The organism is Nonomuraea sp. GTA35, from assembly GCF_041950525.1.
Lineage (GTDB): Bacteria > Actinomycetota > Actinomycetes > Streptosporangiales > Streptosporangiaceae > Nonomuraea.
Genome location: NZ_JBGNUV010000002.1, coordinates 396,269 through 412,940 on the forward strand (window position 1 = coordinate 396,269; position 16,672 = coordinate 412,940).

The window sequence follows — 16,672 nt, forward strand, 5'->3', positions numbered from 1 at the left end:
ACGCCTACCCAGCTCTCGGCGGCAGTTCGCCCGAGCCGCGCACGATGAGCCGGGTCGGCACCGTGACGCGGCGGGCCCTGGACCGGTCGCCGTCCAGCCGCGCCAGCACCAGCTCCGCCGCCGCGGCCCCCACGGCTGCCGGGTCCTGGGCGACGGCGGTGAGCGGCGGGTCGAGCGCCTCGGCCAGCGGCAGGTCGTCGAACCCGACCAGCGCCACGTCCTTGCGCCCGGCCCGCGACAGCGCCACCACCACCCCCATGGAGGCGAGGTTGTTGCCCGCGAACAGCGCGGTCGGCGGGTCGGCCAGCGCCAGCAGCCGCATGGTGGCGCGGGCCGCGGCCTCCAGGTCGTGCCCCGTCTCCACCAGCGCGCGATCGAACGGCAGCCCCGCGGCGTCGAGCGCGTCCCGGTACCCCTGAAGCCGCTCGCGGCGCGTGTAGAGGGCGGCCGGCAGGTCGGCCACGAAGCCGATCCTGCGGTGCCCGTGCGCGATCAGATGCGCCACGCCGGCCGTCGCGCCCTCCCGGTTGGCGCTCACCACGCAGTCGGCGGTCAACCCGGCGGCGGGGCGGTCGAGGAAGACGATCGGCAGCCCGGCCACCCGCTCGGCGCGCAGGTGGCGGTGGTCGCCGGCGGCGGCCGGGACGACCATGAGGGCGCTGACCCGGCGCGCCAGGAACGTGGCGATGAGCGCCTGCTCGTGCCCGGCCGTCTCGCCGGAGGAGCCGACGATGAGCGTGAGCCCGCGGGCCCGCACGGCGCCCTCGACCCCGCCCGCGACCGTGCCGAAGAACGGGTTGCCCAGCTCGGGCACGACCAGGCCGATCGCGGCGTCCCGCGCGCCCACCCGCATGTTGCGGGCCATGAGGTTGGGCTGGTAGCCGAGCTTCCTGACCGCCTCCATGACCCGCTCGCGCGTCTCCACGGCGACCGGGCCCTCGTCGTTCAGCACCCGGGAGACGGTCTTCGCGGTGACTCCGACCTCACGGGCCACGTCAGTCATCGTCGGACGCCGCATCCCAGACATTTTGTCAGAGCCCGATCGTTGTCAGAGGCCGATCGCCTTCGCCGCGTCCTGGTCCGTCACCACGGACCTGCCGTCCGTCACCTGGATCGCGCCGGTCATGATGGCCACGACCTCGGCCATGCTGTGCTCGCGCGGGCTCAGCTCGGCGACCCTGCGGCCGAGCCGCTGGACGTGCACGCGGTCGGCGATCTCGAACACGTGCGGCATGTTGTGGCTGATCAGCACCACCGGCGTGCCGCGGTCGCGGACCTGCCTGATGAGGTCGAGCACCTGGCCCGACTCCTTCACGCCGAGCGCCGCCGTGGGCTCGTCCATGACCACGACCCGCGTGGCCCAGGCCACCGCCCTGGCCACGGCCACGCCCTGCCGCTGGCCGCCCGACAGCGACTCCACCGGCTGGGTGAGGGAGCGCAGCCCGATCTTGAGCTCGGCCATGTGCCGGGCCGACTCCTCGCGCATGCGCTTCTTGTCCAGCATCCTGAAGACCCGGCCGAGCAGGCCGGGCTTGCGCAGCTCGCGGCCGAGGAACATGTTCGTCGCGATGTCGAGCGAGGCCGCGATCGCGAGGTCCTGGTAGACGGTCTCGATGCCGTGCCTGCGGGCGTCGAGCGGGTCGCGCAGGCGCACGGGCTCGCCGTCGAGCCGGATCTCGCCCGCGTCCGGCTGCAGCGCGCCGGTCAGCGCCTTGATCAGGCTGGTCTTTCCGGCGCCGTTGTCGCCGATGACGGCGAGCACCTCGCCGGGCATGAGGTCGAAGTCGGCGCCGTCCAGGGCGGTCACGTGACCGTACTTCTTGGTCAGGCCGCGCGCCTGGAGCACGGGGGTCATCGCATCCTCCTGCGGGAGAGCTGGTCGACGGTGACCGCCAGGATCACCAGGACGCCGGTGATGAGCGTCTGGTAGATCGACGGTACGCCCATGAGCTGCAGGCCGTTGCGGAACACGCCCACGATGAGCGCCCCGACGAGCGTGCCGAGCACCAGGCCGCGCCCGCCGAACAGGCTGGTGCCGCCGAGCACGACCGCGGTGATGCTGTCGAGGTTGTCGGTCTGGCCCGCCTGCGGGTCGCCCACGCCGGTGCGGGAGACCAGGAGCAGGGCGGCGATGCCGTACACGAGGCCGGCCAGCGTGTAGACGCCGACGGTCAGCCGGTGTGTCCTGATGCCGGTCAGGCGGGCCACCTCGGGGCTGTTGCCGAGGGCGTACACGTGGCGGCCCCACGCGGTCGAGCCGAGCAGGTACGCGAACAGCAGGAACAGCAGGATCGTCAGCAGCGAGCCGTAGGTGACGTTCGTCTGCCCGAGCTGGAACGTCTGCCCGAGGAAGGTGAGCAGCGCGGGCAGCTCGGTCACCGTCTGCTCGTCGGAGTAGATGTGCGTCAGGGCGAAGACCACGTTCAGCATGCCCAGCGTCACGATGAACGGCGGCAGCGAGATCCGCGTCACCAGCAGGCCGTTGACCAGCCCGAACGTGGCGCACACGGCGAGCCCGGCGGCCAGCGCGAGCAGCGGCGGCAGGCCGGAGTCGACGGCCAGCTTGGTCATCACGATCCCGCCGAACGCCATGATCGCCCCGCAGGCCAGGTCGATGCCCGCGGTCAGGATGATCAGGGTCTGCCCGATGGCCAGCGTGCCGACCACCATGACCTGCTGGATGATGAGGGAGAAGTTGGGCCCGGTGAAGAACTGGTCGCTGTTGAGGCCGAAGAACAGGCAGGCGAGCAGGAGTGCCGCCAGGGGCCCGGCGACGGGGGTGCTGATCAGACGGCGCGGCAGCGGCGCTTCCATCACGGCCATGGTCAGCCCCAGCAGTTGGCCAGGCCGAAGGCGGTGTCCTTGGCCTCGACCCCGGAGACGGCCCGGTCGGTGATGAGCGTGACGCCGGTGTCGGTGTAGCCGGAGGCCTTCTGGCCGCTCCTGGCGAAGGCGGCGACGGCCTTGACGCCGTCCTCGGCCATCTTGAGCGGGTACTGCTGGCTGGTGGCCGCGATCTGGCCGGCCTGCACGGCCCTGGTGCCGGTGCAGCCGCCGTCCACGGAGACGATCAGCACGTCCTTCTCGCGGCCCTTGGCCTTCAGCGCCGTGTACGCGCCGAGCGCGGCGGGCTCGTTGATGGTGTAGACGAGGTTGATGTCGGGGGCCTTCTGCAGGCAGTTCTCCATGGCGGTCTGGCCCTTGGCCTGGTCGCCGCGGGTGTCCTGGGAGCAGACGACGGAAGGGTCGCCCTCCTGGACGCCGAAGCCCTTCAGGAACCCGTCGTGCCGGAGCTGGCCGACCGTGATGCCGGGGGCCAGGTCCAGCGTGGCGATCCTGGCCGGCTTGCCGGCCATGGCGGCCTTGGCGTACTGGCCGATCAGCTCGCCCGCCTTGAAGTTGTCGGTGGCGAACAGGGCGTCGGTGGCGTCCTGCGGCTCGGTGGGGGTGTCGAGGGCGATGACGAGCACGCCCGCGTCGCGGGCCTTCTTGATCGCGGGGACGATGGCCTTGGTGTCGCTGGGGGTGATGAGGATGCCCTTGACGCCCGCGGCGACCATGTTCTCGATGGCGGTGATCTGGGCGGCGTTGTCGCCGTCGAACTTGCCCGCGGCGCTCATCAGCTCCAGGCCGTTGGCCTGGGCCGCCTTCTGCGCGCCCTCCTTCATCTTGACGAAGAACGGGTTCGTCTCGGTCTTGGTGATCAGGCCGACCTTCGGGGTGGCGGAGGAGGCGCTCTGCCCGTTACCTCCGCAGCCGGCGAGCAGGAGTGCGGTGACGAGGAGTCCGGCCGGAAGCTTCGCGTTCATGGCGGTTCCTATCAGCGGGGATTGGATGTCATCGTTGACATATGTCAACGTTGACATCGGCCGTGCTGCGATGATGAACTCCGATCCGGGAATCGTCAATGCCCCACCGGAAAGGGCCGACCTGATGATCGCCGTCCTGGGCGAGTGCGTGGCCGACAGCTTCACCGGCCGCCCTTCGGCGGGGTCCGCCGAGCTGGTGCTGCGGGCGCTGCCCGGCGGCGGCCCCGCCAACACGGCGGTGGCGCTGGCGCGGCTCGGCACGCCGGCCCGCTTCCTCGGCCGGCTCTCGCACGACGTCTTCGGCGCGCTGTTCCGCGAGCACCTGTCCTCGTCCGGGGTGGACCTGACGGCCTGCGTCGAGGCCGGGGAGCCGAGCACGCTCGCGGTGGCCGCCCTCGACGAGCGCGGCAGGGCCGAGTACACCTTCTACGCCACGGGGACGGCCGACTGGCAGTGGACGCCGGGCGAGCTGGGCTCGGCCCGCCTCGGCCCCGCCTCCTGCCTGCACACCGGCTCGCTCGCGCTGGTCAAGGAGCCGGGGCGGGAGGCCGTGGAGGAGTTCGCCCGGGCGGCGTCCGCGCGGGCCACGATCTCGATCGACCCCAACGTGCGGCCCAGCCTGGCGGGGAAGGACGACTACCAGGTAGAGCGCTGGTGCGCGTTCGCCGACATCCTCAAGCTCAGCGACGACGACCTCGCCTTCCTGCTGCCCGGCGTGCCGCCGGAGCGGGCCTGCGACGGCTGGCACGCGGCCGGCGCGCGGCTCGTCGTCGTCACCCTGGGCGCGGCGGGGGCGCTGGTGTCGCTGGACGGCGAGCGGGCCACGGTCGCGGCGCCGGAGGTGGCGGTCGAGGACACGGTGGGGGCGGGGGACGCGTTCACGGCCGGGCTGCTGCACAGCCTGGAGGCGAAGGGGCTGCTCGGCGGGCGGCTCGACGGGCTGGACCTGGAGACGGTCGTGGCGGCGGCCGAGTTCGCGGCCCGGGTGTCGGCGCTGACCTGCTCGGTCGCGGGCGCGAACCCGCCCTGGGCGGACCAGCTCTGAGCCCAGGGCGGGGGCGCCGCCCGTCAGAAGTCGAAGTCGTCGATGTTGTCCTTGGTGAACACGAACGGGTCGCCGAGCAGCACGGTTCCGTCCTTGCCGACGGTGTACTCGCCCAGCTTGCCCGCGGTGAACTTCTCGCCCTCCTTGCCGGTGATCATGCCGGAGGCCAGCGCGCCACCGGTGTAGGCGGCCAGGTAGCCCAGGTCGGACGGGTTCCACAGGGCGAACGACTTGACCGTGCCGTCCTTGACGAAGGCGCGCATCTGGTTCGGCGTGCCGAGGCCGGTGAGCTGCACCTTGCCCTTGTACTCCGAGCCCGACAGGTAGCGGGCCGCCGCGGCGACGCCTACCGTGGTGGGCGAGATGATGCCCTTCAGGTTCGGGTGCTTGGCCAGCAGTCCCTGCGCCTCCTGGAAGGACTTCTGGTCGTCGTCGTCGCCGTAGACGGTGTCGACCAGCTTGAGCTTGCTGTTCTCGGGCTTGGCCAGCTCGGTCTTCATCATCTCGATCCAGGCGTTCTGGTTGGTCGCGTTGGCCGTGGCCGACAGGATCGCGATCTCGCCGCCGCCGGGGCCGACCGCCTCGGAGATGAGCTTGATCTGGGAGGCGGCGATGCCCTCGGGGCTGGCCTGGTTGATGAACAGGTCGCGGCAGGACGGGTTGGTGTCGGAGTCGTAGGTGATGACCTTCGCGCCGGCCTGGCGGGCCTCGTTCAGCGCGCCGCAGATGGCGTCCTTGTCGTTGGCCGACACCACGATCACGTCGGTGCCCTGCTGCGACAGCGTGTTGATGTAGCTGACCTGCGCCGACGGGCTGGCCTCCGAGGGGCCCGTCTGGCTGTAGACGCCCTTGAACTCCGCCACCGCGACCTTGCCGCCCTTGTTGTCGGAGGCGTCGAAGTAGGGGTTGTTGACCTGCTTGGGCAGGAAGGCGATCTTCAGGCCCTCCTTCATCGTGGCCGCCCCGCCGCTCGCGGCCGGCTGGTCCGCGGTGGTGGCGGGTTCCTCGCCGGCGCAACCGGTGACGGCGAGGGTGAGCGCGGTGAGCATCGCCAGGGCGACGGCCCGGCCTCCTCGAATACGTGACATGGTCTGTCCTCACTCCTGGGGCAGGGGGGTGGCGGGTCGTCGCCGGCGCCATCGCTCGCGCAGCATGCCGGCGACGTTGGGTCCCACGACGGAGACGATGAGCAGGGATCCGGTGATGATGGTGAGGGTGTTGGCCGGGACGTAGGCCAGTTGCAGGGCGTTGCGCAGGGTGCCGAGGAGGACGACCGCGGCGATGACGCCGATCAGGCCGCCCCGCCCGCCGAAGATCGACACCCCGCCCAGCAGGACGGCGGCCACGACGGCCAGCTCCAGGCCGTTGCCGTTGTCGGCGCGGGCGCTGGCGTACCGCAGCGTCCAGAAGACTCCGGCCAGCGCCGACATGGCGCCGGTGGCGACGAACAGCCAGAACTTCGTGCGGGCGACGGAGATGCCGGTGAAGCGGGCGGCCTCGGCGTTGTTGCCCATCGCGTACAGGCCGCGGCCGATCGGGGTGGCGTGCAGGACCAGGCCGAAGACGAGCGCGAGCACCGCGACCACGATGATCATCCAGGGGATGGTCAAGCCGGGGATCGCGGCGATCGCGCCGGTGGTCCACTCGGGCGGGTAGTCGGCCACCGCGCGGTCGCCGAGCACGACGTACGCCAGGCCGCGGTAGAGGGCGAGCGTGCCGATCGTGACCGCCAGCGACGGCAGCCCGAACGCGGTGACGAACAGCCCGTTGACCGCGCCCAGCAGCGCGCCGACCAGCAGGGCGACGGCGATCAGCACGGGCAGCGACGAGATGCCCCACAGCCACAGCTGTCCCATGACCGTGCAGGTCAGGCCGAGGACGCTGGCCACGGACAGGTCGATCTCGCCAGTGATGATCACCAGGGTCATGGGCAGCGCGATGAGCGCGATCGGGATGACCTCCAGCGTGACGAACCGCCAGAAACGCGGGCTGGCCACCCCCTCCACCATCACCGCGCCCACCGCCGCGACCAGGACCACGGCCACGAGCAGGGCGGCGTCCCAGGGGCCGATCAGCGACCGCAGCCGCTCGGCCATGGCCGCCCTTCCCGCCGGAGTCCGCTCAGCCATGGCCGTTCCTTCCTCTCAGGGATCGGGCGAGGCGGACGGCCAGCGCCCGGTCCAGGCCGATCGCGGCCAGGATCAGCGCGCCCACGGCGGCCCGCTGCCAGAACGGGCTCACCCCGAGCACCGGCAGGGCGCTGCTGATCGTGGTGAGCAGCACCGCGCCGAGCGCGGCGCCGTAGACCGAGCCGCTGCCGCCGAAGATGGCCACGCCGCCGACCACGACGGCCGCCACCACGTTCAGCTCGAAGCCGTTGCCCGCGTTGGCGTCGAGCGTGCCGAAGCGGGCCGCGTACAGGACGCCGGCCAGGCCGGCGAGCGCGCCGCTGACGACGAACGCGGCGAACACCCGCCTGCCGACCGGGATGCCGGCCAGGCGGGCGGCGGCCGGGCTGGAGCCGATCGCGTACAGCTCGCGCCCGCTGCGGTACGTGCGCAGGTAGTAGCCCGCCAGGACCAGCACGGCCACGGCGAACAGCGCGAGCACCGGCACGCCCAGCACGGTGGCGCTGCCCATGCGCAGGAAGCCCGGCGGCATGTCGGCGGCGTTGATCTGCCGGCCCGTGGCCCAGGTGTAGTCGGCGCCGCGGAAGACGTACAGGGTGCCGAGCGTGACCACGAGCGCGGGGACGCGGGCGGCGGCGATCAGCGCGCCGTTCACGACGCCGCACGCGGCGCCCAGCAGCACGCCGAGGACGAGCACGACCGGGATGGGCAGGCCCGGGTTCGCCACGAACAGGCTGCCCGTCGCGAACGCCGACAGGCCCAGCACCGAGCCCACCGACAGGTCCACGTTGCGGGTGATGACCACGATGCTCTGGCCGACCGCGAGCACGGCCAGGATGGTCGAGCCGAGCAGCAGGTCCTTGATGCCCTGCGCGGTCAGGAAGCGGGGGTTGACCAGCACGGTCACGCCGACGAGCAGGGCCAGCGCGGCCGCGATGCCCAGCTCCCTGATCACGAACAGGCGGTGAACCAGCCGGGTGCCCTCCTTGGCCCCGCCGAGCACGCCGGCCGCCGTCACGCGGCACCGCCGCTCTGGCCGGTGGCGGCGAGCATCACCGACTCCTCGCCGGCGCGCTCGCGCGGGATGTCGGCGGCCAGCCGGCCCTCGTGCATCACCAGGACGCGGTCGGCCATGCCGAGCACCTCGGGCAGCTCGCTGGAGATCATCAGCACCGCCACGCCCTGCCCGGCCAGCTCCGACAGCAGCCGGTGCACCTCGGCCTTGGTGCCCACGTCGATGCCGCGGGTGGGCTCGTCCACGATGAGCACCCCGGGCTCCGTCGAGAGCCACTTGGCCAGCACCACCTTCTGCTGGTTGCCGCCCGACAGGGTGGAGACGGGGTCGGTCAGCCGGGCCGTCTTGACCCGCAGCCGCTCGCTCCACTCGCGGGCCGCCGCGCGCTCGCCACCGCCGAACAGCAGCCCGAGCCTGCTCAGCGACCAGCGCCGGGTGAGGGTGGCGTTGCGTTCCACCGACAGCTCCATCACCAGGCCCTGCTGGCGGCGGTCCTCCGGCACGAGGGCCAGCCCGGCGGCGATGGCCGCGGCCGTGTCGCCCCTCGGCAGCCGCTTCCCGTCGACCAGCACCTCGCCCTCGTCGTACCGGTCGACGCCGAACACGGCGCGGGCCACCTCGCTGCGCCCGGCCCCGACCAGCCCGGCCAGGGCGACGATCTCCCCGCCGCGCACCGTGAACCCCACGTCCGCGAACACGCCGTGCCGCGTCAGCCCCCTGACCTCCAGCCGGGGTTCCCCGGCCGCCGTGTCCGCCTTCGGGTACAGGGACGACACCTCGCGGCCGACCATCCTGCGGACGAGCTCGTCCACGGTGAGCGCGGCGGCCGGGTCGGTGGAGACCCAGCGGCCGTCCCGCATGACCGTGACGCGCCGGCACAGCGTGAAGATCTCGTCGAAGCGATGGGAGATGAACAGCACCGCCGCGCCCGACTCGCGCAGCGAGGCGACCACCGAGAACAGCCGCTCGACCTCCACGCCCGACAGCGCCGCGGTCGGCTCGTCCATGATCAGGATGCGCGCGTCGAACGCCAGCGCCTTCGCGATCTCCACGAGCTGCTGGTCGGCGATGGACAGCCCGCGGGCGGGGCGGTCGGGGTCGAGGTGGATGCCGAGCCTGGCGAACAGCTCGGCCGTGGCGGCGCGCATGGCCCTGGCGTCGATGCGGCGCAGGGAGCGCAGGGGCTGGCGGCTCATGAAGATGTTCTCGGCCACGGACAGGTCGGGGAACAGCGTGGGCTCCTGGTAGATCACCGCGATGCCGGCTGCCTGGGCGTCCCCGGGGCCGGACGGTCTCAGCTCCTTCCCGTCCACCGTCAACGTGCCGGCGTCCGCGGGATGGGCGCCTGCCAGGATCTTCACCAAGGTCGACTTGCCGGCGCCGTTCTCGCCCACCAGTCCGTGGGCCTCGCCTGCCCACAGGTCCAGCCGCACCCCGCTGAGTGCCTGGACGGCGCCGAAAGACTTGCTCACGTTGCGAAGCGAAAGGATGGGAGGAGATTCACGCATGTGCCCTCCGGCAACGTTTTGGCAAAACGTTTTAAGGTGTCCAGAACGTAAAACGGGCCGGTGTACGGTGTCAATACCTCGTTAAGCTGGCGCGGCGCGGGTACATTTCCACGTTTGCGATCAAATTTTTAAATCGATTCAGTAACGGCGCCGGCGCTCACTCGGCCGGCACCGTCCGATAGCCGTTCCACACGAAACGGGCCGTCGTCACCGCGTCGTCGCCGTCCCCCGTGATGAGCTGGTGGATCGCGATCCCGTCCAGCTCGCGGTACTCGCACCACTCGTGGTCCGACGTCAGCACCAGGTCCAGCCCCAGATCCACCAGCAGATCGAACACCTGCCCCCGGTTCGTCCTGTCCACGCCCACGAACACCTCGTCGAGCAGGATGAACCGCGGGCACCCCGGATCGGTCTGGTAATGCGCCGCCACGGCGGCGAACAGCGGCAGGTGCAGCGCGATCGCCTTCTCCCCGCCCGACAGCGCCCCGTGCAGCTTCCTCGTCAGGTCCTGCCAGCCCTGCCCGTCGCCCCGGTCGAGCTTGACCACGAACCGGTGCCAGGCCGTGTAGTCGAGCACCTTCATGAGCTGGTCCTCCCAGCTCGCCGAGGAGTTGTCGGCCCGTGCCTCCTCCACCCGGTCCCTGAAGAAGGCGTACAGCGCCTCCCTGTCGGACTCCGTCAGCCCGGCCGGGTCGCGCAGCAGCAGGTCGCGGGCGGCGCGGGTGCCGGGCGACTGGGTGGGATCGACCTGCCACACCAGCCGCACCGCGACCCGGGAGGCGGTGCGGACCCGTTCCAGGCGCTGGTTCATGCCCTCCACCAGGGCCGTCGCCTGCTTGATGCGGTCGGCCAGGTGCCGCCGCGTGTCGCCGGCCAGCGTGCGGTCGAACAGATCCCGCTCGGCCTCGGTGATGTCCGAGCGCCGCTCGTCGCGCTCCTTGCGCAGCGCCTCGCTGAGCGCCGCCGCGCCCGCCCGCACCCCGTTGACGGTGGCGGTGAGCACCTGCACGTCCTCGTCCGGCGCCAGCTCCAGGTCCGCCCGGCCGGCCAGCACCTCCCTGGCGTGGTGGAAGGCGTCCTGCAGCCGCGCCTCGGCCTCCCTGACGTTCTTGTGCTCGTACGGCACGGACGCGAGCTGCCCCGCCGTGGCCCTGGCCGCCTCCAGGACGGCCCGCGCCCCCGCCTCGGGGGCCAGCTCGACGGTCACCTTCGCGTCCACCGGCAGGTGCCCGGCCGCCAGGCGGCGGAACCGGTCCGACACCTCGTCGCGCACCCGCCCCGCCTCCGCCTGCTTGTCCTCGGCGGTGCCGAGCTCGCCGCGGAGCTGCCCGAGCCGGGCGTTGAGCCGCGCCAGGTCGTCGTTGACCGACTTGATGAGGCGGCGGCAGGCCCGGTAGGCGTGCTGGGTGTGCTGGAGCCGCTCCAGGACGCGCTGGTGCTCGACACCGACGGCCGACTCGATCGCGCCCAGCCGCTCCGCCAGCACGACGGCGGCGGCCGCGGCCTCCTCGGCGCGCTCGACGGCCTCGATCGCGAGCTGCTCGTACCCGGCGGCGGTCTCGGCCGCCAGGCCGGCGCGCTCGCGGGCGGCGCGGGCGTCGGCGCGGCGGTCGTGCCACACGGTGCCGGCCGTCTCGGCCGTGCGCAGCGCCTCCTCCAGGTTGTCGAGCGCGGCCGGCGCCGCGGGCAGAGCGTGGCGGTCGGCCAGCTCGGTGAGGCGGCGCAGCGACCGGGTGACGTCCTGCTCGCGCTCCTGCAGCCGCCCCTCGTACGCCCTGAGCTGGTCCTCCATCAGCGCGACCCGCCGCACGGCCCCGTCGAGCGCCTGCACCGCCTCGGCGTACGGCCTCCTGTCGGGCCTGCGCCGCAGCTCGGCGGCCAGCGTGTCGCGGTCGCCGTCGACCACGGCGAGCAGGTGGTCGCACTCGGCGATCCGCCCGGCCAGCTCGCCGAGCCGGTCGTCCAGCTCGGCGATCCGCCGGCGGCGGGCGCGCTCGCGGGCGGTCGCGCCGATGTACGACGGCTCCGGCTTGACCCACCGGCCGGCCGCCGGGCCCAGCCGCCAGGTGCCGTCGGCGCCGATGACGGCCGGGTGGTCGACGCCGATCGCGGTGGGCGCGAACGCGATGCCGGCCAGCACGGTGTCGGCGGGCACCGGCGAGTCGGCCTCGGTGAACAGCACGTGCGCCAGGCTGTAGCCCGGGGCGGGCCTGGACAGCGCGGCCACGGCGATCGCGTCGTGCTCCCCCGGGTCGAACCCGCCGTCGGGCCGCAGCCACAGGTCGAGCAGGCCCGACGCCTCCAGCGCCGCCTCCACCCCCGCCTGGGCCACGGGGTCGAGCCCGGACCTGAACGCGACGGCCCGCCACAACGGCGTGCCCGGGCGTCCCTGCCTCGCGGCGGTGCCGCGGGTGTGCGGGGCGGGCGGCTCCAGCACGGTCCTGTCGCTCAGGCTCTCGCGCTCCCTGGCCAGCCCGGCGCGCTCGGCCGCCAGCCGCGCGCGGCGGCCCGTCACGTGCTGCTCGCGGGCCGCCAGCTCGACGGCGGCCATCGTACGGGCCGTGCCGATCAGCTCGCCCGCCCGCTCGACGTCGTCGGCCAGCCCGGCGAGCACGCCCGGGTCGAGCTGGAGCTGGGTGCAGCCCGCCGCCCAGTCGGCCAGGCCGGCGGCCAGGTCGCGGGCCCGGTCGTCGCGCAGGCGCTCGGCCCTGTCGTGGGCCTCCTGGGCGGTGGCGAGGTCGTCCCTGGCCCGATCGCGGTCGTGTTCGGCGGTGGTGCGGCGCCCGAGCGCCTCCTCGTGCCGGATCGCGACCGCCCTGACCTCCCTGATCTGGGCGGCCCGGCTGGTGACGGCGGCCCTGAGCAGCTCCCGCGCCCGCCGCACGGCCGCCTCGCTGTCCGCCCCGTCGCCGGCGACGTCCGCCTTGCCGGCGCCAGGCCCCCCATCGGCCGCCACGGCCGCGCGGGCCGTCACGCCGGGCGGCTCCCGGTGGGCGGGGGCCGTCACGCCGGATGGCTGCCGGTCGGCGCCGGGCGTCACGCCGGGCGGCTCCCGGTCGGCGCGGGCCCGTTCCGTCTCCTCGTGGACGGTGAGGAGGCCGGCGCGTTCGGCCGCGTGGCGGGCGTCGGCGCGGGCGCGCTCGGCGAGCGCCGCCGCGGCGCGGGCGTCGGCGGCGGCGTGGGCCGACAGTTCCTGCTTGGCCGTGACCGCCCGCGCCGCCTGCCCCGCCTGGTCGCGCATGCGGGCCGCCACCTCGTGCGCCGCCTGCGCCTCGGTACGGAGCCGGTGCAGGTCGCCGCCCGCCTGGTACGCCTCGCTCTCCTTGAGCCCGTCGATCTGCGCCGCGAGGGCCAGCTCCTGCGCCTCCTCCTCCCCCAGCCGCACGGTCGTCGCGTCGAGCTCCCGCTCGGCCTCCTTGAGCGCCTCCCGCTTGCCCTTCACCTCGGCGGCCAGCGCGTCCAGCGCGGACCCGGCGGAGATCACGGCCGCGGCGGCGGCCCGCAGCACCCGCCGGGCGTACCCGCGCTGGCGCCCCGCGAGCCGGTCGGCCTCCTCCACGTCGCGGTCGAGCAGCCGCAGCTCCTCCCGCTGCCGGTCGAGCCGCTCGAACCCCTCGGCGATCTCGTGGATCTCCCCCTCGCCGAGCGGCGGCAGCGCGCTCGACAGCAGGTCCGACAGCAGCCCCGGGTCCAGGCGCTCGGACAGCTTGGGCGTACGGAGCTGGCGCAGCGCGGTGAGCAGCGAGTCGTAGCGCTGCTCGTTCAGCTTCCGGTAGAGCGTCCGGCGCACGACGGTGCGGTAGGACTCGGCCGACTCGTGCACCTTGCCGGACGTGCCGAGCTCGTCGACGAGCTGGGCCCTGGTCAGCGGCTGCCCGGCCTCGCCGGTGAGCCGGATGCCGTCGGGGGTGTCGACGCGGGCCTCGGTGGTGAAGTAGGCGGCGGTGACGTTCTTGGTGTGGACGGTGGCCTGCAGCCGGGCGCCGCAGGTGAACCAGCGGCCGTCGGAGTGCCGGAACTCCAGCCACACGTACCCGACCCGGGTGGTGCCGGAGGCGCCGTCGCCCATGAGGTTCCAGTGCATGGTTCGCTCGGTGCCGCCGAACGTGGACAGCCTGCTCGGCTTGAGGCTGGCGTCCAGCACGTACGGGAAGAGCAGCTCCAGCACCTTGGACTTGCCGCTGCCGTTGGGGCCGCGCAGCAGCAGCCTGCCCCGGTGGAACTCGAACACCTCGTCGTAGTAGCGCCACACGTTCAGGATCCCGGCGCGTACGGGGGTCCAGCGGGCGTCCACTCCCTGCGCGGCACGCGGCAGGGCCAGCTCGGTGACTGTCACGAATCCTCCTGTACGGCGCGCTCGACCCGGTAGCGGGCCGCGGCGGGCAGGGCGGCGACCTGGTCACCGCTACGGCGGGCGAGCCCGAACTGCGTGAGCACCTCCAGCGCGTCGGCGGCCAGCCGCGGCCCGCCGCCGTCGGACTGGTACGCCCTGGCCCACTGCGGGAAGCGGCGCAGCAGCCTGGCGGCCTCGGCGTCCAGCCGCTCGGCGGTGACGGGACCGGAGGTGACGAGCAGATCGAGCATGAGCAGGGCGGCCACCTTGGCGTGACTGCCGTCGTCGGGGAACCTGGTGTCGGTGGCGATGGCGTCGGGGTCCACGAGCAGGAAGCCCTCGGCCCGCTCCTCCAGCACGAACCCGGCCTCCTCGGCGGCCCGGCGCAGCAGCCGGCAGCCGGTCAGGGAGGCGGCGTAGGCGGACTGGGCCGGGGTGAGCTCGTCACGGTAGACGACGGGCTCGTCGAGCAGGCGGCGGATGAGGGAGTGGCGGGCCCACAGGGTGCGCTGGGTCCCGGTCGGCTCGTCCCCGCCGTACCTGGCCTCGGCGGTGAGCTCCGCCGGCACACCCGTCCCCTGCGCCTCGGCAGAGGCCGCGCCCGTCCCGCCGTCCGGCGCGGCACCCGCCCCGGACGGCGGGACGGGCGCGGCGGCCACCCTGGAGGGCGGGACCGGCGCGGCCAGCAGCCGGATCACCCTCGTCGTGTCCACCCGATACAGCACCTTGGCGTCCTCATCGCCCAGGTAGGCGTCGGTGACCCCGTCCATCGCGGTGACCGCCCCGTAGTGCTCCAGCAGCTTGACCGCATCGACGAAGGCGGCCCGCTCCTCGTTCCTGACGGGGTCGAACGCGGGCACGTCCGGCTCCACCGCGGCCGCCTGGACCACCCGCTGGGCCAGCATCCCGATCGTGGTCACCGGCGAGGTCAGCAGTTCGGCGGAGCACAGGCACAGCAGCGTGTACCGGCGGCGGTCGAACGGCGCGCGGGTGGTGCGGCGGCGCCGCGCGGGGCGGCTCGCCGTACGCGGGCCCGGCGGGCCGGTCTTGACCAGGCGCGCGTACCCCTGGCGCGGCTCCACGATCAGCCGCCAGCCGCAGAAGTAGTCGAACCACTGGATCAGCGGCCCCCGCCGCTTCCTGATCAGGTCGAAGGCGGCGGGGTCGTCGTGGCGCGAGACGAGGGGCCGGCCGAGCAGCGTCCTGATCGCCCGCGCGATCTCCTCCTTCTCAGCCCTGACGAGCTGGTTGGCCAGGCTGCTCATGCGTTCGCCGCCCGCCCGCGGAGCCCGGCCTCGCCGAGGGTCCGCACGTCGATGAGGTAGTCGGGGCCGCGGAACCAGCCCTCGGGCGTACGCAGCACCGCCACCGCGCCGTCCTCGGGCGCCCGCAGCACGATCTCCACCCTCCCGTCCGAGGTGACGGCCCGCCGGAACCCGGTCGAGTCGGGCCGCTCGGCCAGCGCCCGGCCGAGCAGGTCGAGCAGCCGCCCGAAGGTGTCGTGGTCGAGCTTGCCGAGCTGTGACAGCCGCATCGCCCCGGTCGTGGCCAGCGCCGCCCAGGCGGCCTCCAGCTCCGCCCGCTCCTGCTCGGCCCGCTTCCTGCGCTCGGCCTTCAGCGTGGCCACGTCGCGCACCTTCCCCGTGCGCCCCATCCGCTCCGTGCGCCCGCGCGAGCGCAGCAGCGCCGACACCTCGACCGGCTCGGCCGCCGCCCACGGCACGCCGGCCGGGATGAGCTCGGCGTCGGCGTGCCCGAGATGCGCGTGCCTGGCCGAGCCGAGCCCGAACGCCGCGTCCCACAACCGGTGCGCGTCGTCCTCGCCGGGCGCGGTGGCGAACCAGCGGGCCAGCGTGCGGAAGTCGGCGGCGGCGCTGGACGAGCGGCGGCGCGAGTCGGTGATCCGGTCGAGCACCTGCAGCAACGACACGATGGCGCGCCGCGCCACGTCGTGCAGCCGCCGCACCCGCGGCGCGCTCCCGTCCTCGAGGGCGAACCACGACCGCAGCCCCTCCCACCGGGCCGCCCGCACCGCCAGCCACGCCGTCGCGTGCTCGGCGCCGGGCACCCTCGGCAGGTCGGCGCCGTCGAGCGCGCGGGCGTGCAGCACGCTGACGCCGTGGCCGGCGACCGACTCCAGCGCGGCGGCGATCGTCTCGCCCCGCTGCTCCAGGCTCGTCACGAACTCCTGCAGGTAGGCCACCGTCGCGGCCTTGACCTCGTGGAACGCCGCCAGATCCGCGCCCTCGACGCGCAGCAGCCGCTGCAGCTCGCCGTTGAACTGCTTGGTGTTGGCCCGCAGCCCGTCGAGGTGCCCCTCCAGCTCCTGCAGGCAGGTGAAGATCCGCCGGTTGCGCCCCGGATCCGGGTCGCGCAGCAACCCGTCGAGCTCGCCCAGCCGGTCGGCGAGCGCGTCGAGCACGGCCGTCTGCAACGCTCCGACGGAGGACAGCGCCGCCATGGCGTGCTGCATCCCGGCGAAGGCCGCCTCGCCCCGCCTGGTCAGCGAGTACTGCAGGTTCCTGCGCTCGTACTCCTCGGCGGTGGCGAAGCTCCCCGCGTGATTGAAGATCACGTCGAGCAGCCCCCAGCCCGCGAGTTGCTTGAGCGTCGCGGCCAGGTCCTGCTCGGAGACCGGCGCGTACCACCCCACCGAGCGCAGCCGCTCGCGCACCTCGTCGACCGTCAGCGCCGTCACGAGCCGCTCACCGGCCTCGCCGAACGCGTGGAGGACCGCGGTGTGCAGGTCTGCCCGCTCGGTGCTGGTGAACCGGAACATCTCCGGCGGCACCCGTGGCGGCTCCGCCATCGCCCCGCTCTCCCCTCGCCGCAC

At 73.6% G+C, this 16,672-nt stretch carries 12 protein-coding genes; 1 reads left to right on the top strand and 11 read right to left on the bottom strand.

Going from position 1 to position 16,672, the window contains the following annotated elements:
- Window positions 1–4 precede the first annotated feature (4 nt).
- Genes ACBJ32_RS08555 through ACBJ32_RS08570 form a run of 4 tightly spaced genes read right to left on the bottom strand, consistent with a single transcriptional unit; the run spans window position 5 to window position 3,809 of the window.
- Window positions 5–1,003, bottom strand: a complete 999-nt coding sequence (locus ACBJ32_RS08555; protein WP_375126252.1) for a LacI family DNA-binding transcriptional regulator — start codon at window positions 1,001–1,003, stop codon at window positions 5–7.
- 45 nt (window positions 1,004–1,048) lie between these two features.
- Window positions 1,049–1,855 (bottom strand): ATP-binding cassette domain-containing protein, encoded by an 807-nt coding sequence (locus tag ACBJ32_RS08560; RefSeq protein ID WP_375126253.1) that lies wholly within the window; start codon window positions 1,853–1,855, stop codon window positions 1,049–1,051.
- The gene (locus ACBJ32_RS08565) at window positions 1,852–2,814 is read right to left on the bottom strand and encodes an ABC transporter permease (RefSeq protein ID WP_375126254.1); all 963 of its coding nucleotides are present in this window, start codon (window positions 2,812–2,814) and stop codon (window positions 1,852–1,854) included. Before ACBJ32_RS08565 ends, ACBJ32_RS08560 begins: the two co-directional genes overlap by 4 nt.
- Before the next feature lie 11 nt (window positions 2,815–2,825).
- Window positions 2,826–3,809, bottom strand: a complete 984-nt coding sequence (locus ACBJ32_RS08570) for a sugar ABC transporter substrate-binding protein (protein ID WP_375126255.1) — start codon at window positions 3,807–3,809, stop codon at window positions 2,826–2,828.
- Window positions 3,810–3,933: 124 nt separating this feature from the next.
- Between ACBJ32_RS08570 and ACBJ32_RS08575 the strand changes: the two genes are divergently transcribed.
- Window positions 3,934–4,854, top strand: coding sequence for a carbohydrate kinase (locus ACBJ32_RS08575; protein WP_375126256.1), 921 nt, complete (start codon window positions 3,934–3,936; stop codon window positions 4,852–4,854).
- A 23-nt stretch (window positions 4,855–4,877) separates the two neighbouring features.
- On the opposite strand, the gene rhaS is transcribed toward ACBJ32_RS08575, so the two are convergent.
- The 7 genes from rhaS to ACBJ32_RS08610 all read right to left on the bottom strand — a co-directional run bounded on the left by rhaS (window position 4,878) and on the right by ACBJ32_RS08610 (window position 16,648).
- Entirely contained in the window at window positions 4,878–5,942 is a 1,065-nt protein-coding gene (gene rhaS / locus ACBJ32_RS08580; RefSeq protein WP_375126257.1) for a rhamnose ABC transporter substrate-binding protein, read from the bottom strand.
- Window positions 5,943–5,951: 9 nt separating this feature from the next.
- Window positions 5,952–6,983: an ABC transporter permease gene (locus ACBJ32_RS08585; RefSeq protein WP_375126258.1), complete on the bottom strand. Its 1,032-nt coding sequence runs from the start codon at window positions 6,981–6,983 to the stop codon at window positions 5,952–5,954.
- Window positions 6,976–8,001 carry an ABC transporter permease gene (locus ACBJ32_RS08590; protein ID WP_375126259.1) on the bottom strand — a complete coding sequence of 342 codons (1,026 nt, stop codon included), beginning with the start codon at window positions 7,999–8,001 and terminating at the stop codon, window positions 6,976–6,978. The genes ACBJ32_RS08585 and ACBJ32_RS08590 overlap by 8 nt, the downstream gene beginning before the upstream one ends.
- Window positions 7,998–9,506 carry a sugar ABC transporter ATP-binding protein gene (locus ACBJ32_RS08595; RefSeq protein WP_375126260.1) on the bottom strand — a complete coding sequence of 503 codons (1,509 nt, stop codon included), beginning with the start codon at window positions 9,504–9,506 and terminating at the stop codon, window positions 7,998–8,000. Before ACBJ32_RS08595 ends, ACBJ32_RS08590 begins: the two co-directional genes overlap by 4 nt.
- A 157-nt stretch (window positions 9,507–9,663) precedes the next feature.
- Complete coding sequence (locus ACBJ32_RS08600) at window positions 9,664–13,842, bottom strand: TIGR02680 family protein (protein WP_375126261.1); 4,179 nt, start codon at window positions 13,840–13,842, stop codon at window positions 9,664–9,666.
- Window positions 13,839–15,104, bottom strand: a complete 1,266-nt coding sequence (locus ACBJ32_RS08605) for a TIGR02678 family protein (protein ID WP_375126262.1) — start codon at window positions 15,102–15,104, stop codon at window positions 13,839–13,841. The genes ACBJ32_RS08600 and ACBJ32_RS08605 overlap by 4 nt, the downstream gene beginning before the upstream one ends.
- Complete coding sequence (locus ACBJ32_RS08610; protein ID WP_375126263.1) at window positions 15,101–16,648, bottom strand: TIGR02677 family protein; 1,548 nt, start codon at window positions 16,646–16,648, stop codon at window positions 15,101–15,103. Before ACBJ32_RS08610 ends, ACBJ32_RS08605 begins: the two co-directional genes overlap by 4 nt.
- Between the last annotated feature and the right edge of the window lie 24 nt (window positions 16,649–16,672).